This is a genomic window from Rhodococcus sp. 06-221-2 (assembly GCF_002258365.1).
GTDB classification, from domain to species: Bacteria; Actinomycetota; Actinomycetes; order Mycobacteriales; family Mycobacteriaceae; genus Rhodococcoides; species Rhodococcoides fascians.
In genome coordinates this window covers 64,248-82,972 of the sequence record NZ_NOYJ01000004.1, presented here as the reverse complement: position 1 = coordinate 82,972, position 18,725 = coordinate 64,248, and the positions used below count along the sequence as shown (strand labels likewise).

Genomic DNA, 18,725 nt, shown 5'->3' with positions numbered 1-18,725 from the left:
GCGAAACCGTCAACTCCTGGACGCGTACGGTTTGCCCGCTGCGGCCGGTCCTCGCACGTGGCCCACCAGGCCGGCGACGGCGAAAATGGTGACCACGTACGGCAGCATCAGCATGAACTCGCTCGGCACCGGGGACCCGATGATGCCCAGTACGTTCTGCAGATTCGACGCGAATCCGAACAGCAATGCGGCCAGGGTGGTACGCACCGGATCCCATCGGCCGAAGATGACCGCGGCGAGTGCGATGTAGCCGGCACCTGCGGTCATCTCCTTGCCGAAGGCTCCGACAGACCCGAGCGTGAAATACGCACCGCCGAGCCCGGCGATGGCACCGGCGAGGCAGACGTTCCAGAACCGCGTTCGGGCCACGTTGATTCCGACAGTGTCGGCGGCTTGCGGATGCTCACCGACGGCACGTAGTCGCAGACCCCACTTGGTATGGAACAGACCGAAGAACACCAGGGCCACGGCGATGTACATCAAATAGACGATCAGTGTCTGTCGAAACAGCACCGGACCGAGGATCGGAATCTGCGAGAGCACCGGAATGTCGATGCGCGCGAAGCGCGGTGGCGAATTCAGCGTCTCGGCGTTCTTGGTGAGCACCACCGAGTACAGGAAGCTCGTCAGTCCGACGACAAGCACGTTCAGCACCACACCGACGATGACTTGATTGACGAAGTAGCGAATCGAGAACACCGCCAGCAGCGACGCGGTCAGTGCGCCGGCGACCAGAGCGGCGAGCAGCGCCACGTAGGTCGAACCGGTGATCGACGCGACGACGGCGCTGACGAAAGCCCCTGCCAGCAGCTGCCCCTCGATGGCGATGTTGATGACGCCGACACGCTCGGAGATCACTCCGCCCATCGCACCGAAGATCAGCGGTGTGCTCAAAGCGACTGCGCCGATGAGCAATCCGGGTACGGGGATCGTCTCCCCGTCCGCGGCCCACGCGAGAAATCCGAATACGAACAGCACTGTGAACACGGCGAGCAGCCACAGCGGCGTCGACCGGTAACGCGACGCCAACAGGGCCGCGTAGCCGGTGATGACGGCCAGCAATACGACCACGACCAGGCCGGCACCGTACGACGGTACGCCGACGGCGGGCAGTGCGAAGAAGTCGTCTTCCGAGGCCAGCGCGAATGTACTGGTTCCTGAGCCTTTTCGGACCACGAACAGCACCAACGCCAGCAGTGTCACGACCCCGAGGATCGTGGGCACCTTCCAACTACGACCGAGGACCGTCTCTGCGGGTGAGTCGACGGAGGTGGTCACAGTGCACCCACCTTCGCGGTCTCGGCTTTGGCGAGTTTCTCTTCACCGGGTTTGGGCAATCGGAACACCGCTCGCACCAACGGCGGTGCGGCGATGAACAGCACGATCACCGACTGCACGACGAGCACGATGTCGATGGGTACGCCCTCGGCCGCCTGCATGGCGAACCCGCCGGCCTTGAACGCGCCGAACAGGATTCCCGCGAAGAAGACGCCCCACGGTTTGGATCGCCCGAGCAGGGCCACGGTGATGGCGTCGAATCCGATACCGGCGTCGATGTCGGCACTGAAGCCGGTGGTGACCGTACCGAGCACCTGAGCTACACCGGCCAGGCCGACGAGAGCTCCGGACAGGATCATCGCGTAGAGGTAGATACGGTTGACGTTCATTCCGGCGACGCGTGACGCGTGCGGGTTCTCACCGACGGCACGGAACCGGAATCCGAGGCTCGATCGTTCGAGCAGCCACCACACCGCCACCGTCACGAGGATGACCAGCACGAACCCGAGATGCAGGTTGTACTTGTCGCCGAACAGCTTCGGGAACACGGCCGTCGATTCGATGGGGGCCGTCTTCGGATTGTTCGATCCCGGCGCCTGCAGCGCACCGGGAGTACGCAGCAGGTACGAGATGAGATAGAACGCAACGTAATTGAGCATGATCGTGACGATCACCTCGTGGGCACCGGTGCGGGCCTTGAGAAATCCGGCGATGCCGCCCCAGACCGCGCCGCCGACAACGCCTGCGACAACGGCCACCAGCAGATGAATGCCGGCAGGCAGGCTCACCCCGAAACCGACCCAGCCCGCACACGCGGCGGCGATGAGCATCTGGCCACGACCACCGATATTGAACATACCGACCCGAAAGGCAAGGGCCACACCGAGTCCGGCGACGATGAGCGGTGTCGCGAACGTCAACGTCTCGGTCAACGGCCGGATGCCGTTCTCGAACCCCGGACGACGGAAGTTGTACACCGACCCCTGGAACAGCGACGAATACGCGCCGGACACCGAATCCCAAATCGCCGTCAGCATGTCCGATGGACGGGAGAAGAAGTAGCCTGCCGATTCCTGGACGCCGGAGTTGGTCGCGGCAATGAGGACGGCACCGACGATGAGCGCAAGCAACACCGCGAGAACCGAGATGATCGCACTGCCGGTGAAGATCTGCCGAAGTACGACATGAGCTTTCGACGGCTGCTCGGTCTCACTCACCGCGCTCGCCGCCCATCATCAATCCGAGTGTTTCGCGGGACGTATCCCCGGGGACGATTCCCACGATTGCTCCTCTATACATGACGGCTATGCGGTCGGCCAGTGCGGCGACCTCGTCCAGTTCGCTCGACACCACGATGACCGGGATCCCCGAATCCCGGGTGGCGACGATGCGCTTGTGTACGAATTCGATGGATCCCACGTCGATTCCGCGAGTGGGCTGCGCGGCGACGAACAGTCGCAGATCGCGGCTCAGTTCGCGTGCGAGCACCACCTTCTGCTGGTTACCACCGGACAGGCGTCCGACGGCGGTTCCAATTCCCGGTGCCCGCACGTCGAATTCGCTCAGTTTCTCCGACGCGAACGTGTCGAGATACTCCCGCTGTACCGCTCCGCGCCGCACGAACGGCTCGCTGATGGAGCGGTCGAGCATCAGGTTCTCGGCAATCGAGAACTCCCCCACCAGGCCGTCGACGGTCCGGTCCTCGGGCACGAACCCCACGCCGGCGTCGAGCACCTGCTGAACTGTCGCCCCGACGAGAGAGCGGCCGTCGAGGGCGATCTTTCCGGATACGTTCTCCTGCAAGCCGAGTAGCGCCTCGACGAATTCGGTCTGCCCGTTGCCCTGCACGCCGGCAATGGCGAGGATTTCTCCCGCGGCGACCTCGAGACTGATGTCGTCGACGGTCTTGTTGCCCTGGGCGTCGAACACCGACAGGTTCTCGACGACCAATGCTGCAGCACCCGGCTCGGCCGGTTCCTTCGAAACGGTCAGCTGCACATCACGTCCCACCATCAACGCGGCGAGTTCGGTGTTGCCTGCCGTCGGCTTCGCTTCGCCGACGACCTTGCCGAGCCGGATGACGGTGATCTTGTCTGCTACTTCGCGTACTTCACGGAGCTTGTGGGTGATGAACACGATGGTGGTGCCCGACGCCGCAAGTTCCCGCATGATCCGCATCAGATCGTCGGTTTCCTGCGGCGTCAGCACGGCCGTGGGCTCGTCGAACACGAGCACCTTGGCTTCTCGAGAGAGCGCCTTGACGATCTCGACCCGCTGCTGCACGCCGACGGGGAGATCGTCGACGAGAGCATCGGGGTCGAGGTCGAAGCCGAACCTCGCGGATATTTCTCGTACCAGCTTTCGTGCTGCCACGAGGTCGAGTCGTCCACCGAGCGAGGTGGTTTCGTTGCCGAGCACGATGTTCTCGGCCACGGTGAACACCGGAATCAGCATGAAGTGCTGATGCACCATGCCGATTCCTGCAGTCATCGCCTCGCCCGGTCCGGCGAAGTTCTGCTCGACGTCGTCGAGCAGGATCTGGCCCTCCTCGGCGCGGTACAGGCCGCTGAGCACGTTCATCAACGTGGACTTGCCTGCGCCGTTCTCACCGAGGAGGCAGTGGATCTCGCCGGATTCGACCGTCAGATCGATGTGATCGTTGGCGATCAACGAGCCGAATCGTTTGGTTATACCGCGAAGTTCGAGCTTCATATCCCTTTACGACCGAGGCTACTTGGGTGCCGACGGCGATTCGACGGTGATGGACCCGTCGACGATGCCGGCCTTGATCGTGTCCAGTTCGCCCTGCAGCGCGGGGTCGACCTGGGACTCGAAGTCGTGGAACGGCGCGATGCCGACGCCGTCGTTCTCGAGCGTGCCCACGTACGGGCTGTTGTCGAACTTGTCTGCACCGGAGTTGGCCACTACCTCGTCGACACTGGTCTTGAGGCCCTTGGTCACCGAGGTGAGCAGCAGGTCGCCGACCGACGGGTCCGACTCGAAGACGTCGGCGTCCGCACCGATCAGTGCGACCGGACGAGAGGAGTCCCGAATGGCCTGCGCCGCACTCTGATAGATGGGTCCACCGACCGGGAAGATGACGTCGGCGTTCTGGTCGATCAGGCCCTGGGCGGTGTTCTTGGCGACCTCGTTGGCGGTGAATCCACCGGTGAACGAGCCGTTCTGGGAAGGCACATCCCAGCCGATGACGCGGACTGCCTTGCCCTTCTGCTCGTTGAAGTAGTTCACACCGTCGGCGAAACCGTCCATGAAGATGGTGACGGTCGGCAGCTGCGAGCCGCCGAAGGTGCCGACGACTCCGGTCTTGCTGTAGCTGGCGGCGGCGTAACCGGCCAGGAATGCCGACTGCGACGCGTCGTAGGTCAGCGGCTTGACGTTCGGCAGATCGATCGAGGAGTCGTCGATGATCGCGAAATCGATGTCGGTGTTGGCCTCGGCCGCGACCTTGGTGGCGTCGGCCAGGTCGAATCCGACGGTGACGATCAGGTTGCAGCCCTGATCGACGAGGTTGTTGATGTTGGGGGCGTAGTCGGTGGGCGACGTGGACTCGACGGTGCGCGGCTCGACGCCGAGCTCGCCTGCAGCCTCGGTGAGTCCCTCGAATCCGAGCTGGTTGAACGACTTGTCGTCGAATCCGCCACTGTCGGAGACCATGCAGGGCAGGAAGTCACTCGAGCCGCCCCCGCCCGATCCTTCGTTCTCGGGTGCGGATCCACAGCCTGCGATCAGGGCGATGGCACCGAGCGACGCGACGCCGCCGAGTGCTGCCTTCCGCGTACTCGTGCGGGTAACGAATGACAAGATGTCCTCCAATATCGATGTGTGTTTCGTCTGTTTCGGGACGGTACTCGCGCGAACCTGGGTGCGCAGGATTTCACTCAGGTATCGGACTCGGGCGTGACCTTGCCGGGCAAGGTTCCGCCTTCGCCGAGTACCCGTGCTTCGTCCTCGCGCACCATCACTGCCGGGCCCGCGGCGACCACCGATGGATTCGACGGCGTACCGGGCTTGAATACGTTGAAGAATACGTTGAGCACCACTGCGACAATGCTTGCGGCACTGATTCCGGAATGGAACACCGTGACGAACCAGTCCGGGAACTCGTCCCAGAAGTCGCTCGCAACAACAGGAATGAGACCGAAAGCCAAGGTCACCGCCACGATGACGACGTTGGCGTTGTTGTCGTAGTTCACCTTGCCGAGGGTGCGGATTCCACTGGCGGCGACGGTTCCGAACAGGGCGATTCCGGCACCGCCGAGCACGGGCAGCGGAACCACGCCGACCACCGCCGCGAGAACCGGCGAAAGACCCAGCAGCGCAAGCACGCCGCCGCCCAGGGCGACGACGAAGCGGCTCTTGATGCCGGTCATCGCAACCAGTCCCACGTTCTGTGCGAACGCCGTGGCCGGAAACGTGTTGAAGATGGGGGCGATGGCCGAGGAGACCATGTCTGCGCGCAATCCGTCGCCGACACGTCGGGAGTCGACGTCGGTTCCGACGACCTCTCCCACGGCCAGGATGTCGGCCGTGGTCTCCACCATCACCACCAGGATCACGATCGTCATCGACACGATCGCTCCGACGGCGAAGATCGGCGAGCCGAAGGCGAACGGGGTGGGCACCGCGACCACCGCGGCGTCCCCGACGCCGCCGAAGTCCGTCTTGCCCACGATCAGTGCTGCGATCGTCCCGACGACGAGCCCGAGCAGGATGGACAGGCGCGAGAGCACCTTGATCTTGGTCATCACCAGCACCGCGAGCAGGGTGAACATCGCCAGTCCGATGTTGCCGGGGTCCAGGTACTCGGGGTTCGGCGCACCGCCCACCATCTCCTGGCCGGTGATCCAGCGTGCGGCGACCGGCATCAGCGACAGCCCGATGACGGTGATGATGCTTCCGGTCACCAGGGGTGGGAAGAAGCGGACGATCTTCGAGAAGAACGGGGCGATGGCCAAGCCGATCAGCGCGGCCACCAGGACGGCCCCAAGGACCGTGCGGAGCCCGGTTCTACCGTCCTCCGCGCTGCCGATGATGGTCAGCACCGTCGACACCGATGCAAACGAGATGCCTTGCACCAGCGGCAGTTGCGAGCCGAAGAAGGGAACTCCGACGGTCTGCAGCACGGTCGCGACACCACTGACGAACAGCGCGCACGAGATGAGCAGCGCTTGATCGGCCCCGGACAGGCCCGCTGCTCCGCCCACGATGATCGGGACGGCGATGACACCGCCGAACATGGACAGGATGTGCTGCATGCCGTAGCCGAACATCTGCAGCAGCGGCGGGCGAGTGTCCTCGGGCCTGGTCATGACCTCAGGCTAGGAACCGGACGTTACCGAGGGCAATACCCAGCCGTTTCCGGCGAGTTACGGATGTTCCGGCTCGTCGCTGCTGCCACTGGCCACCAGGTGCTCGAACGCCTTCAGATTCGCGAGCGATTCACCGCGTGACACGCGCCAGGCCCATTCGCGCTTGATCGACTCCGCGAAACCCAGCTCGAGCAGCACGTTGAAGTCGCCGTCGGCGGCCTCGAGGGTCTGACCGAAGATCCGATCGAGTTCGTCACCGTCGACGGCGCGCAACGACATTCGGCCCACCAGGTAGATGTCACCGACCTTGTCGATCGTGTAGTGCACTCCGTACAGCCGACGGTTGCGACGCAGCAGGTATTTGTAGACGCCCTCGAAGTTCTCGTCGGGCTTGCGGCAGACGAACGCCTCGATGCGCACCCCGTGGTGTCCGACGGTCAACATCGTCGTCGTCTTCAGTTTGCGTTCCCCGGGCAGTTCGACGGTGAACACCTCGCCGCGCCGCGTGTAGTCCAGTTCGCGATCCTTCAGGACCCGGTCGATCAGTTCGGCGGTTTCGCTCATGCAGTCACTGCTCCCGATCTGCGCAATTTCGACAATCCTCGGACTCGACGCGGCGAGAATTCACTCGGTGCCTCGCCTCGATCGAAGTGGAATCGGGCCTGCCGGTAGCTCTCGATCAGGCCGTCCGCGGTGTGTTCCCACGAGAAGTTTCGCGCATGGAGCGGTGCGGCAATTGCCATCTCGGACAACGCCGCTCGATCGACGAGCATCGACGCCAATGCGTCGGCCCAGTCCGTGATGCGGTGTCCCTGCACCAGTCGCCCGGTTTCACCGGATCGCACCGCGACACCGAGCCCGCCGACATCTGCCGCGAGAACCGGTGTTCCACAGGCCTGGGCTTCGATCGCCACCAGACCGAACGATTCGTTGTAGCTCGGCACCGCCACGAGATCGGCGGCTCGGTACACCTGCGCCAGGCGAGCGGACGGCTGCGGCGGCATGAACGTCACGTGCGGGGTGATCCCGAGCGTATCGGCCAGATCGATCAGACTGTCGGGTCGGTCCAACCCGCTGCCGGACGGCCCGCCGACGATCAGGATCCGCAGCGGCATGCTCGGATGTCGTTGCAGCACTTCGGCAGCCGCAGCGACCAGAACGTCGGGGGCCTTGAGCGGTTGGATCCGCCCGACGAACGCGACGACGGCCTCGTCCTGCGAGAGTCCGAGTGCGGCACGTGCAGCCCGCTTGTCTCCCGGATTGTATTGCGCCAGATCGGCTCCCGGGGCAACCACGTCGATCGACTCCTGCCGAGCCCCGTAGATCTCGACGAGCGATTTCGCTTCCTCGGTGGTGTTGGCGATCAATCGATCGGCCTCGGCGACCACCTGCTGCTCACCGATCTGACGGGCCGCGGGCTCGGGTGCGTCGCCTTGAGCCAAAGACGCGTTCTTGACGGCGGCGAGGGTGTGAGCCGTGTGCACCAACGGCACTCCCCAGCGATCACGCGCCAACCAACCCACCTGACCCGACAGCCAGTAGTGCGAATGAACCAGGTCGTAGTAGCCGGGCTCGTGCCGAGCTTCCTCGCGGAGCACCCCGGCCGCGAACGCACACAGTTGAGTGGGCAGGTCGTGTTTGTCCAGACCCTCGAACGGCCCCGCGACGATGTTGCGTACCAGCACCCCGGGAGCGGCCTCGACGACCGGCGCGTCGCTCGACGACGTCGCGCGGGTGAATATCTCGACCTCGACGCCGCGTTCGGCCAACTGCTTGGCGCTCTGCAGTACGTAGACGTTCATTCCCCCGGCATCGCCCGTTCCGGGCTGCGCCAGCGGGGAGGTATGCAAGGACAACACAGCGACCCTGTTCAGCCGGCGTCCAGTCACTTCTTCAGCGTGCACGCCTCCACATTACGTCGCCACGTCTGCCGCTTCGCACGGCCTGCGCTTTTGCTCACCCGTCCAGACCGTCGACGAATTCGCTCACCTCGCCGAGAAAGCGCTGCGGATCGGCCACGAACGGGCCGTGGTCGACGCCGTCCCAGTACGACGCGCCGGCTCCGGGAATGAGGTCCGCGGCGTGCCGACCGGCCGAGACATCGACGACGGTGTCGTCGGTTCCGTGCAGCACGAAGGCGGGGATATCGAGGTTGCGCAGCAGCTCGTCGTGGCCGACGGTGCGATCGAACAACGCGGCGCGAACCCGCGGGCGGGTGGACAGGGTCAACCCGAACAGGGCCTGCGCCTCGGTGCCCTTTCCCTCGACGGGGCCTGTCAACGCATTACCGAAACTACCCAGCGCCTTGATCGCGATACGCGGTTCCTCGGCCATCGCCCCGGGAATCGCCGCCCGCATGGCCGTGCCCACCCGTCCGCCTGCCTCTCCCCTGCCGATACTCGTGATCGCGCCGACGAGCACGATGCCCGCGATCGCGTCCGAGCCGTGGGTCGCGAGATAGTCGCAGATCACCAGCCCGCCGTACGACCACCCCAGCAGCACTGCGCCTGCCGTGATGTTCTCGGCGTCCAGCACCGCGGCCACGTCCCCGGCCCAGATCTTCGAATCGTCGTATCCGGCCTCGGGGGCATCGGAGTAACCGTGACCACGGAGGTCGACGGCGACGACGCGATAGCGCGCGGACAGATCGGCCAGCAGCCCGTCGCCCCAGCACGCCGAACTCTGCGCCCACCCGTGCAGCAGAACCAGCGGTCTCGCCGCCGGGTCACCGGTGACGCGATAGACGATGTTCGTTCCGTCGATGCCGGTGGCCTGCCGAACCGGTCCTGCTGCAGGGGTGCTCATGTGGGGTCAACTTACGCGGCTGCTCGGCGCATCGAGGCCAGTGGATCCGAGTACAGGGAACTGAGCGAAACCACCGTTGCGGCGAACTCCTGCACCCTGTCGCCGAATCCGGTGACCCGAATGTCCCTGCGCGGCAACGTCGAATTGGCGGCGAAGGCCTCCCCCACGTGCGGAATCCCGGCGGGGTACGCCGTGAACGCCTGGCCACCGAGTACCACTCGATCCGGATTGAACATGTCGCGTAACAGGGCGACCGTCCGACCCAACGTGACGGCCCGTTCGACGAGCAAGTCCCGGGCCGCCTCCGAGCCGTCGGTCGCGGCTCGGTACACAGCGGAGATAGTCGGCCGGGCTCCGCGGGCTACGCTCGCGAAAATTTTGCGGTCGATCGCCGCGGTCACGATCGCGCGATCGCTGACGGCCGCTTCGAGGCAGCCCCGGTTGCCGCAGCTGCACAGCACCGACGAGCCGGTGGGCAGGTGAGCGATCGACCCGGGTCCGCTGGACGGAGTGTGCACGCGGCCGTCGATCGTCAGCGCCATGCCTGCGCTTTCGCGTGCATAGAAGTAGAGCGAGGTGCCGGTGCTGCTCGGCGGAGCAGCGGCGTCCGATACGCGGGGCGCGAGCAGAAGTTCCGACGCCGCCATCGCTTCGACGTGGCCGGAAACAGAGATCGGTAGCCCCAACCCACCGCCGATGACACCCGCCACCTGGGCGTTCTCCCAGCCCAGACGCGGATGATCGACGGTGCCGGTCGTCGTGTCGACACGGCCGCCGAGGGCAACCCCCACCCACAGCGGGGTGCGCCGATGCCATCTGCCGGCGAAGGCCCCGGCGCTGCGGGTGATCGAGGCGAGCGCCGCATCGGCGGACCCGCTGGGCGTGGGAATCTCCACAGCCCCCAGGATCTTTCCGCGCGGGTCGCTGACGATGATCCCGGTGACGACGGCACCGATATGGATCCCGATGGTCGAGAACGGCTCGTGATTGACCTCGAACGGCACGCGGGGTCGTCCGATCGCACCGGCGGCCGTGAGGTCTGCGCGCTCGCGCAGCAATCCGACGCCGAGCAGAGCAGACACCTGACGATTGACCGTGGCAATGCTCAAACCCGTTGTGCGCGCCGCACTGTCACGCGAGATCGGGCCCTCGACGCATGCGACCCGCAGTACCGACGCCGCGGGACTGTCGGCAATCCGAAGATCGGGCGCGACGAGCTGGACCCGCGATCGCAGCGGGGTGTGGGAGGAGGACCGCGCCGGCGAGCGCAGCGCGGTGGGGCGAGAGTGGTGGTGCAGCGTGGATACGGACATCCGTCGTGTTCCTCAGCAGTGGAAAACTCTCGTCTCGTGTGCAACGTCGACGAAAGAGCGAAGTGATGCAGGTCAAGGGGTGAGGCGGACCGGAGAGGTCCACGTCACGCGAATCGACTGCCCATAGCGCGAGAAGGCTAGAGACAGGTTCCTTGGCCGAGACAACACAATTCCCGAGGAAGCGGGAGGCGAGACCCGAGGGACGCGGTCACATAGGTGACCCGCATCGCGGTGGTCTCGCTGGCGGACATGAACCCAAAATTAGCACTCGAAGCCCGATTGTCCAATCGGGCCCGTCCGGATGCGCTGTTTCTCCCGAACTAGAATTTCTCCATGACCTCGCCCGAACACATCGCACCCGATACCCGCATCGCCGTCGTCACCGGAGCGAGTTCCGGCATCGGCGCGGCCACTGCGCGCCAACTCGCCGCCGACGGATTCCACGTCGTCATCGGCGCACGCAGGCTCGACCGACTCGAAGAACTGGCCTCGGAGATCGGCGGCACCGCCCTGGAACTCGATGTGACGGACGAGGATTCGGTGGCCGCCTTCACCGCCGTCATCCCCCGCGTCGACGTCCTGATCAACAATGCCGGTGGCGCAAAGGGATTGGCCCCGGTGATCGACGCCGACCTCGACGACTGGCGCTGGATGTGGGAGACCAACGTTCTCGGCACACTCCGCGTCACGAAAGCGTTGCTGCCCAAGCTGATCGATTCCGGAGACGGCCTGATCTTCACCATCACCTCCGTCGCGGCATTCGAGGCATACGACAACGGCTCGGGATACACCTCCGCCAAACATGCTCAGGCCGTACTGCATCGGACACTGCGCGGCGAGCTGCTCGGCAAGCCCGTGCGGTTGACCGAGGTCGCACCGGGTGCCGTGGAAACCGAATTCTCACTCGTCCGCTTCGACGGTGACGCGGCCAAGGCCGACGCGGTCTACCAGGGCATCACGCCGTTGGTCGCGAGCGACATCGCGGAGGTGATCGGCTTCGTCGCCTCCCGCCCGTCGCACGTCAATCTCGACCAGATCATCATCAAGCCACGCGATCAGGCCGGTCCGGGGCGCTTCTCCCGCAAGTAACCCATGTGAGTGGAACTTCGTAGTGGGCTACGAGGTTCCACTCACATGCGCGCAGCGCTCTACCCAGCGGGCGCAGGTGCCGTTGTCGTCGCGGGTGCCGTTGTCGCAGGCGTCGTCGTAGCTGGTGCCCCGCCGGCAGGGAGCGCCGACATCGACTCCCACGTCGGCCAGTCGATGGCCCAGTCGTACAGGTCACCGTCCGCTGCGGAGAGGTCGATGCGGGTGCCGGTGACCTCCACCGGGTCGCCGTACATCGCCGTGCCGAAGTACTGCTGCGCGTCCTCGGTCGAGAGGTTGATACATCCGTTCGTGACGTTCGATGCGCCCTGCACGCCGGTGGTCAGTGGGTTGGCGTGGATGAACTCGCCATTGTTGGAGATGCGCACCGCCCAGCGTTCGCGCACGTTCTCGTAGAACGGCGGGTTCGACATCAGGAAGTCCTCGTGCTTCTCGGTGACGACGTGGATGCCGCTGCGGGTGACGTTGCGATCCTCGTTGCCCTCGCCGTAGCTGACGGGAATGTCCATGATCGTCGCGCCGTCGCGCACCACCTGCATGCGGTGGCTGGTGGCGTCGGCGACGACGACCTGGCTGCGTCCGATGCTGAAGTTGAGGGTGACATCGTCGGCCCCGTAGGCACCGTCGCCGTAGTTCACGCCGTAGAGCTTGGCGTTCACCGAGACCGTCGTGCCGGGCGTCCAGTAGTTGGTGGGACGCCAGTGGATGCGCGAGCCGTTGTCGTCGGGGAACCACGCCCAGGCACCGGGCGTCGGCGGGTTGGTGGTGACGGTCAGCGCCTTCTCGACGGCTGCCTTGTCCTCGATCGCCGAGTCGAACTGCAGGATGATCGGCGCTGCAATGCCGACTTCCTGGCCGTCGCCGATGTTGGTGCTCACCGAGGTACGGCTGTCCGGTTCGACGGTGGTGAAGCTGCCCTCGATCGGCACGGTCTTGTTGTCCGCGCCGACGGCGGAACCGGACCACGTGTATTTCACCCCGTACCCGAGTGGCTCGGTGACGGCGTAGGACGCCTTGTCGGGTGCCAGTGCCCCCTGAACGATCTTGCCGTCCGGGTTCGTCAACTCGACCTGGGTGAGGGTTCCGTTCGTCACCGACACCGAGATCGGTGCCACCGGGCTGACGTCGGTGGCACCTTCGGCCGGGTTCTGCGTGATCTGCGCGACGGGCGCTGCCTCGGTTGTCGGTGCCGAAGCACCGGGGCTGTTGTCGCCCGATCCGACGGTGCAGCCGGCTACTAACGCAACCAGTGCGACGAGCACGGTGACCAACCACACCATGCGCGTCCGTTTTGTCTGTTCTACCTGCTCATGCACGTTGTCCAACGTACCTGCGTCTGCGAACTACCCCACATTTCCCACTGTTTTTGGGGGCAGTCTCACAGCGAACCGTCGACGACGAGTCAGAGCTTCTGCGAGCGCAGCTCGTGTCCCTTCGACGTCAGGCAGCGGCCCGAGTCCAGGTTCCAGTCCCAGCCGTGCAGGTTGCAGGTGAGCTTGTTTCCCTCGACGATGCCGAACTTCGTCAGGTCCGCCTTCAGGTGCGGGCAGCGACGCTGTATCTCGTAGCCGCCCATCGTGATGGTGGCCGTGTCGTCGTGCGCCTCGGAGAACCAACCGTCCGCGTAGGCGATGCGTTCGTCGGTGAGGCACTTGAAGAACGTGTACAGGAACTCGTTGTACCCGCCGACGCGTCGGGCCCGGAACCGCGTGGACAGGAAGATCGAGTTGACCCAGTCCGGCTCTTGATCACGCACAGCGGTGCGTACCAGTTCCGGCGGGATGGTGAAGCTGTATCGGAACTTCTCGTTCGAGATCGGTTCTCGGACAATCCTTTTCGGGAAGTCCAGCACAACCGTCTCGTCACCCATCGTGATCCCGACGGGGTAGCCGATGCCGTCGCAGATCAGATCCGTCTGCGCCATGATCGGCTCGAACAGTCCGCGCAGCGGCTCGAGGAGCGGCTCTCCCTCGGCCGGTGCCCAGCCTGCCTTCTCGGCCGCGATCACCGACGCCTGACGCTGGGCGTAGGCCTCGATGTACTCGGCTTTGCCGGTGGTGAAGATGGCTTCGGCGTCGGCCGTGGGGATGGGATGCTCGTGGGACTTCAGATCCGAACCCTCGAACGTGGCCGTCGTGCCCGGAATCATCAGCAGACCCTTGTCGTGCCCGTGCAGGCGCATCTGCTCGAGAAACACCATCTGGTCCGGGAACACGTTGGCCGGGTCGCCGTAGACGTCGTTGAGCGAGCGCAGTTCGTCGTCGAGGAAACACGGCGGTCCCGCGGACGGAATGACCCACGTGGAGCCGACCTGCTCGATGTACTGACGCGCACGATCCATCTGTCGCTGACGCTTCTGGATACCGAAGTTCCGCTTCGCACGCGAGACCATGTCGTAGACCATCGGGTACCAGATCGCGCCCGAATACTGCAGCATGTGGACGTCGACGGGACCGAATTGCTCGGTCATCATGTCCAGGTCCACCGGCCGCGCGTCGTTCATGTTGAACGCGACGGTCTTCCCGTCGGACACCACCAGGCCGGAGTCGCCGATCGGGCCGTCGGCAGGCGCGCGAAGCGCGATGATCATGATGTCGAGATCACCCTTGGGCCCGGTCAACGTGTGCTTGACCGAGTCGGTGGTCTCGTAGAACTTGTGGAAGCCGAGCTTCTCCAGCTCGTGCTTGAGATCGAGCACCGGGTAGTCCGGCAGCAACACCGTCGCGTCCTTGTTGACGTGTTCGGCCAGGTTCTTCGGATCGAAGTGATCCTTGTGCAGGTGCGAGACGTAGAGGTAATCGCAATCACCCAACTCGTCCCAGTCCAGGCCCGAGTTGTCGGGGAAAGGGAACCACGACGCGTAGAAGGACGGGTTCACCCACGGATCGCACAGGATGCTCCCCGCCTCGGTCCGAATATGGAATCCCGCGTGCCCCACGCTGGTGACCTGCACTGACTTACCTCCTACGAGCCGAACTCTCGAATCTCCATCGTATGCGCCGTTTCGAGCGTCCCTAACCCAGAGCGCAGTTGACGAGGTCACACTCGGGGGTCAGCGTGACCCCGAACTTCTCTCGCACACCGTCTCGGACGTGCGCGGCAAGAGCCATGATGTCCGACGCGGTGGCCCCACCCCGGTTGGTGATCGCGAGTACATGTTTGGTCGACAGGGCCGCGGTACCGCGGCCGAACTCGGTGCCGTAGCCCCGCGGGAATCCCGAGTTCTGAATGAGCCAGGCAGCCGGAATCTTCGTGCCGGCCGGGTCGGGAAAGCTCGGCGCGTGGGTTGCCTGCTCCGGCACCTCCGGCAACACCGGGTTGAGGAAGAACGACCCCACGCTCCACGTGTCGTGATCGGCCGCATCCAGCACCATCCCACGCTCACCGCGCAGCGCGAGCACTGCTGCGCGTACGTCGGGCACCGGAACGACGTCGCCGATCTGCACATCGAGCCGCTCCGACAACGCCGCGTAGCGCACCGGCAGCGATTCGGTGGTCTTCTTCAGCGCGAACGTCACGTCCAGAATCACGTAGCGCGACGATCGCTTGAACACCGAAGACCGATGCGTTCCGAATCCGCACTGCTCGGGCGTCCACACCGACGTTTCCTGCGTCTGCCGGTCGTAGACGGTGAGGCTGTGCAGCAATTCCGACGTCGACGCGCCGTAGGCCCCGACGTTCTGAATGGGCGTCGCGCCCGTCGTTCCAGGAATCCCCGACAGCGCTTCCATCCCGGACAGACCCGCATCGATCGTCGCCTGTACGACGGCATCCCACTCGACACCGGCGTCCACGGTCACCCGCTCGCCGTCGATCTCCAACCGCGAGCCGGTCACCCGAACCACCCGGCCGTCGAACCCGTCGTCGCCGACGACCAGGTTGGATCCGCCGCCGATGACCAGCACGTCCGTCCCTGCACGGTCCGCGTCACGCACCAGGGAGACCAACTCGTCAGCGTTCGTCGCGACGGTGAATTCACGGGCTGGGCCGCCCACCCGGATGGTGGTGAGTTCGGAAATTGCAGTAGGCACGGACTCTCACGCTACCGGTCGCGCACGAACGTCCTCAGTCACCCGGTAACCTGCGGGGATGCCTCGCCCTATTGAGCACAGCTCGACTGTGCCCGCCTCCGCCGACAAGGTCCACGCAGCGCTGACGTCCGAGCAGTACTGGAAGGACCGCATCGAGCAGATCGGCGGCCCCGGTGCCAGCTTGAAGAGCGTCACCGTCGGCGACGGCACCATCGACGTCGTCATGACCCAGTCGGTCCCCGAAGAAGAGCTGCCGTCCGCGGTCACCGCCTTCAAGAAGGGCGACCTCATCATCGAACGCACCGAGAGCTGGGGACAGTTCGACGGCACCCACGCCGCGGGCACCTTCGGAGCCACCGTCGAAGGAGCACCCGCGCGCATCACCGGCACCACCACCCTCGACGGCAAGGGCGAGACGACCACCGTCGCTCTGGCCGGCACCACCGAGGTCAAGGTCCCCATCTTCGGCGGGAAGATCGAAGCGATGATCAGCGAGCAGGTCCTCGCCCTCATCGACAACGAGCAGGACTTCACCGGTAACTGGATCGCCGCGCAAGCAAGCAGCTGAGCCTGGTCGTTCCGCAGGCTCCACTCCTGGGTAACCTGGCGCACTATGGCTCGCCGAATGAACTACTCCGCCCGGTTCACCCACTCGACGCAGCAGGTCTATGCAGCGCTGTCCAGTCGCGAGCACTGGGACGCGCGCATCGAGGAGATGCGTAAGTATTCGGAGAACGAGCTGAAGAGCTTCGAGGTGTCCGACGCCGGAATCGACATCGTGATGCACCACGTCATCCCCCGTACCGAACTGCCCGACATCGCACAGACGGTGATGAAGAAAGACATGGTCATCACTCGCAACGTGCATTTCGACGCGTACGGGGAAACCACGGCGGGGCACTACGACGCGTCGATTCCGGCCGGACCCGGCTCGCTGAAGGGCACCACGTCACTGTTCCCCACCAACGGTGGCTCGACGCTGCGCACGTCCTCCGAGGCCAAGGTGTTCCTGCCGTTCATCGGCGGCAAACTCGAGCAACTGATGCTCGTCAACCTCATCGACCTGTGGCGCGGCGAGGGCGAAGTCACCGCCGACTGGCTCGAGAAGAACGCCTAGCCCTGAACAAGCCTGAGGGTGTCATCACCCGCGGCACCACCGGCATCAATCGGTTGCGTCGCAGCGACCGGTGGTTGATGCACGATCCCGATGTCCGACGCGTCCTGCGCGAATCACCGGACCCCCTCGTCGTCGACCTCGGGTACGGGGCGATGCCGAACACGACTCTCGAACTCGCGGGCCGACTTCGCACCGTCAGGCCCGATCTCCGAGTCACCGGTCTGGAAATCGATCCCGCGCGGGTGGTCGAAGGAAGCGGCGGCGTCGAATTCGCCCGTGGCGGTTTCGAGTTGGCCGGACTGCGACCGAATCTGGTGCGGGCCTTCAACGTGCTGCGGCAATATCCCGAGGACGCGGTTCCCGGTGCCTGGCACCGCATTCTGTCCGGCCTGGCACCCGGCGGCTTGTTGGTCGACGGCACGTGCGACGAACTCGGTCGACGCTGCGCGTGGGTGCTGCTCGACGCCGATGGGCCGCGATCTCTGACTCTGGCCTGGGACCCGTTCGATGTCGAGATGCCGTCGGACATCGCGGAGCGGCTTCCGAAAGTGTTGATACACCGCAACATCGAGGGCGAGCTGATCCACGATGTGCTCCGCCGCGCCGACCGCGCGTGGTCGGTCTCGGCACCACTGGCACCGTTCGGACCCCGCCTGCGTTGGCGGGCGGCATTGAAAGTGCTTGCAGAGCAAGGACTCCCGGTCGCACTCCCCCGCCGCCGCATGCGAGACAACGTGCTCACAGTGCCCTGGTCGACGGTCGCCCCGACGTGACCGATCCTGCTGCGAAGGAAATGCGCATGAACACACCTGACGCTCTCACGGTGAGGCCGTGTGTGCGCGACGACCTCGAAATACTCGAGCAGTGGCGCACTGTGGAGCCAGTCGAGTGGGTCGATTCGACTCGCCTCCACGAGGACATGGCGTCGGGCAATTACCGGTTCGAGTGGACATGGCTGGCCGAACGCGCCGGCCGTCCGGTCGGACGCGCGGTGTGGTGGGGCCGTTCCGACGCAACGAGCCCGGTCACCCTCGACTGCTTGTCGGTCGCCCCGGACGAGGAGAGACCGGACGACGTCGGCGCTGCCCTGGTCGGTGCCGCCCGTGCAGCGTTCGATCACAGCATCGCATTGGAGTTCAATGTCGATGTGCCGGTAGGGAACTCGATGGACGATTCCCTGCCGCGGGCGTTGGCGTGGCGCGCATCGGCTGCGTACGGAGGCGGATTCACCCGCACGACCGAACGCGTCTCGTTCGCCCGGACGGCTGACGCCCCGCAGCCCGAGACGTCGACCCGACTGCGCTTCTCGGCGGGCACCGATGCAGAGTTCCTCGAGGTGTTCGAAGCCGTCGCGGCCGGAAGCCTGGACTCCCATACTCGAGAGATGGTCGCCGAGCACGGCGTCGCCGCACTCGCCGCGGACGATCTCGCCTTCTATGGTTCGCTACCGGGGCGGCGGGAGTCCTGGCAGATCGCCGGCCGACTCGACGGCACGACGGTGGGCTTCGTCGTCCCGACCAGAAATGCCTACGACGCGGCGATCAGCTATCTCGGGGTGCTCCCCGAGCATCGTGGTCAGGGCTATGTCGACGATCTACTGTCCGAGATGGTCCGGATACACCACGACGACGGGCAGCACCGCATAGTCGGAACCACCGATGCAGCGAACGCACCCATGCGAGCGGCCTTCGAGCGCGCAGGCTTCGTCGTCACCCGCACCCGGATCGTGCACGCGGGCTAGCGA

At 65.1% G+C, this 18,725-nt stretch carries 17 protein-coding genes; 5 read left to right on the top strand and 12 right to left on the bottom strand.

Annotated elements, in window-relative coordinates:
* Positions 1-9: 9 nt before the first annotated feature.
* The 9 genes from CH281_RS01455 to CH281_RS01415 form a co-directional block, all read right to left on the bottom strand.
* Positions 10-1,278, bottom strand: a complete 1,269-nt coding sequence (locus tag CH281_RS01455) for an ABC transporter permease (RefSeq protein WP_094692646.1) — start codon at positions 1,276-1,278, stop codon at positions 10-12.
* The gene (locus CH281_RS01450; protein WP_032365197.1) at positions 1,275-2,495 is read right to left on the bottom strand and encodes an ABC transporter permease; all 1,221 of its coding nucleotides are present in this window, start codon (positions 2,493-2,495) and stop codon (positions 1,275-1,277) included. Before CH281_RS01450 ends, CH281_RS01455 begins: the two co-directional genes overlap by 4 nt.
* Complete coding sequence (locus CH281_RS01445; RefSeq protein ID WP_032390616.1) at positions 2,488-3,990, bottom strand: ABC transporter ATP-binding protein; 1,503 nt, start codon at positions 3,988-3,990, stop codon at positions 2,488-2,490. Before CH281_RS01445 ends, CH281_RS01450 begins: the two co-directional genes overlap by 8 nt.
* A gap of 18 nt (positions 3,991-4,008) precedes the next feature.
* Positions 4,009-5,100 carry a BMP family lipoprotein gene (locus CH281_RS01440; RefSeq protein ID WP_228139285.1) on the bottom strand — a complete coding sequence of 364 codons (1,092 nt, stop codon included), beginning with the start codon at positions 5,098-5,100 and terminating at the stop codon, positions 4,009-4,011.
* Between the two features lie 77 nt (positions 5,101-5,177).
* Positions 5,178-6,608, bottom strand: a complete 1,431-nt coding sequence (locus CH281_RS01435; RefSeq protein WP_052053128.1) for a nucleobase:cation symporter-2 family protein — start codon at positions 6,606-6,608, stop codon at positions 5,178-5,180.
* 57 nt (positions 6,609-6,665) lie between these two features.
* The gene (locus tag CH281_RS01430; protein ID WP_032365194.1) at positions 6,666-7,172 is read right to left on the bottom strand and encodes a YbjN domain-containing protein; all 507 of its coding nucleotides are present in this window, start codon (positions 7,170-7,172) and stop codon (positions 6,666-6,668) included.
* A complete protein-coding gene (gene mshA, locus CH281_RS01425) occupies positions 7,169-8,497 on the bottom strand; it encodes a D-inositol-3-phosphate glycosyltransferase (protein ID WP_032369922.1) in 1,329 nt (442 codons plus the stop codon). Before mshA ends, CH281_RS01430 begins: the two co-directional genes overlap by 4 nt.
* 67 nt (positions 8,498-8,564) lie before the next feature.
* Entirely contained in the window at positions 8,565-9,413 is an 849-nt protein-coding gene (locus CH281_RS01420) for an alpha/beta fold hydrolase (RefSeq protein WP_032369783.1), read from the bottom strand.
* 11 nt (positions 9,414-9,424) lie between these two features.
* On the bottom strand, positions 9,425-10,726 hold the full coding sequence (locus tag CH281_RS01415) for an ROK family transcriptional regulator (RefSeq protein WP_094692644.1): 1,302 nt from the start codon (positions 10,724-10,726) through the stop codon (positions 9,425-9,427).
* A gap of 333 nt (positions 10,727-11,059) precedes the next feature.
* On the opposite strand from CH281_RS01415, the gene CH281_RS01410 reads away from it, so the two are divergent.
* Complete coding sequence (locus CH281_RS01410; RefSeq protein ID WP_094692642.1) at positions 11,060-11,815, top strand: SDR family NAD(P)-dependent oxidoreductase; 756 nt, start codon at positions 11,060-11,062, stop codon at positions 11,813-11,815.
* Positions 11,816-11,874: 59 nt separating this feature from the next.
* Here the strand turns inward: CH281_RS01410 and CH281_RS01405 are convergent, their stop codons facing one another.
* The 3 genes from CH281_RS01405 to CH281_RS01395 form a co-directional block, all read right to left on the bottom strand.
* Positions 11,875-13,113, bottom strand: coding sequence for a L,D-transpeptidase (locus CH281_RS01405; protein WP_179274076.1), 1,239 nt, complete (start codon positions 13,111-13,113; stop codon positions 11,875-11,877).
* 122 nt (positions 13,114-13,235) lie between these two features.
* The gene (locus tag CH281_RS01400) at positions 13,236-14,786 is read right to left on the bottom strand and encodes an MBL fold metallo-hydrolase (RefSeq protein ID WP_094692638.1); all 1,551 of its coding nucleotides are present in this window, start codon (positions 14,784-14,786) and stop codon (positions 13,236-13,238) included.
* 61 nt (positions 14,787-14,847) lie between these two features.
* Complete coding sequence (locus CH281_RS01395) at positions 14,848-15,864, bottom strand: UDP-N-acetylmuramate dehydrogenase (RefSeq protein WP_032369786.1); 1,017 nt, start codon at positions 15,862-15,864, stop codon at positions 14,848-14,850.
* Between the two features lie 58 nt (positions 15,865-15,922).
* Here CH281_RS01395 and CH281_RS01390 point away from each other — a divergent pair, with 58 nt between their 5' ends.
* The 4 genes from CH281_RS01390 to CH281_RS01375 all read left to right on the top strand — a co-directional run bounded on the left by CH281_RS01390 (position 15,923) and on the right by CH281_RS01375 (position 18,722).
* Positions 15,923-16,432 carry a DUF2505 domain-containing protein gene (locus CH281_RS01390; RefSeq protein ID WP_032365188.1) on the top strand — a complete coding sequence of 170 codons (510 nt, stop codon included), beginning with the start codon at positions 15,923-15,925 and terminating at the stop codon, positions 16,430-16,432.
* A 45-nt stretch (positions 16,433-16,477) separates the two neighbouring features.
* Complete coding sequence (locus CH281_RS01385; protein ID WP_032381240.1) at positions 16,478-16,981, top strand: DUF2505 domain-containing protein; 504 nt, start codon at positions 16,478-16,480, stop codon at positions 16,979-16,981.
* Positions 16,982-17,058: 77 nt separating this feature from the next.
* A complete protein-coding gene (locus CH281_RS01380) occupies positions 17,059-17,754 on the top strand; it encodes a methylase (protein ID WP_032386176.1) in 696 nt (231 codons plus the stop codon).
* 26 nt (positions 17,755-17,780) lie between these two features.
* A complete protein-coding gene (locus CH281_RS01375; protein WP_179274075.1) occupies positions 17,781-18,722 on the top strand; it encodes a GNAT family N-acetyltransferase in 942 nt (313 codons plus the stop codon).
* Positions 18,723-18,725 lie beyond the last annotated feature (3 nt).

What these genes read in the sequence shown, in the direction of transcription:
- CH281_RS01445 (WP_032390616.1), bottom strand. Translation starts at nt 3,990, where the DNA reads ATGAAGCTCGAACTTCGCGGTATAACCAAACGATTCGGCTCGTTGATC.
- CH281_RS01435 (WP_052053128.1), bottom strand. Translation starts at nt 6,608, where the DNA reads ATGACCAGGCCCGAGGACACTCGCCCGCCGCTGCTGCAGATGTTCGGC.
- CH281_RS01430 (WP_032365194.1), bottom strand. Translation starts at nt 7,172, where the DNA reads ATGAGCGAAACCGCCGAACTGATCGACCGGGTCCTGAAGGATCGCGAA.
- CH281_RS01420 (WP_032369783.1), bottom strand. Translation starts at nt 9,413, where the DNA reads ATGAGCACCCCTGCAGCAGGACCGGTTCGGCAGGCCACCGGCATCGAC.
- CH281_RS01415 (WP_094692644.1), bottom strand. Translation starts at nt 10,726, where the DNA reads ATGTCCGTATCCACGCTGCACCACCACTCTCGCCCCACCGCGCTGCGC.
- CH281_RS01410 (WP_094692642.1), top strand. Translation starts at nt 11,060, where the DNA reads ATGACCTCGCCCGAACACATCGCACCCGATACCCGCATCGCCGTCGTC.
- CH281_RS01405 (WP_179274076.1), bottom strand. Translation starts at nt 13,113, where the DNA reads ATGGTGTGGTTGGTCACCGTGCTCGTCGCACTGGTTGCGTTAGTAGCC.
- CH281_RS01390 (WP_032365188.1), top strand. Translation starts at nt 15,923, where the DNA reads ATGCCTCGCCCTATTGAGCACAGCTCGACTGTGCCCGCCTCCGCCGAC.
- CH281_RS01385 (WP_032381240.1), top strand. Translation starts at nt 16,478, where the DNA reads ATGGCTCGCCGAATGAACTACTCCGCCCGGTTCACCCACTCGACGCAG.
- CH281_RS01380 (WP_032386176.1), top strand. Translation starts at nt 17,059, where the DNA reads ATGCACGATCCCGATGTCCGACGCGTCCTGCGCGAATCACCGGACCCC.
- CH281_RS01375 (WP_179274075.1), top strand. Translation starts at nt 17,781, where the DNA reads ATGAACACACCTGACGCTCTCACGGTGAGGCCGTGTGTGCGCGACGAC.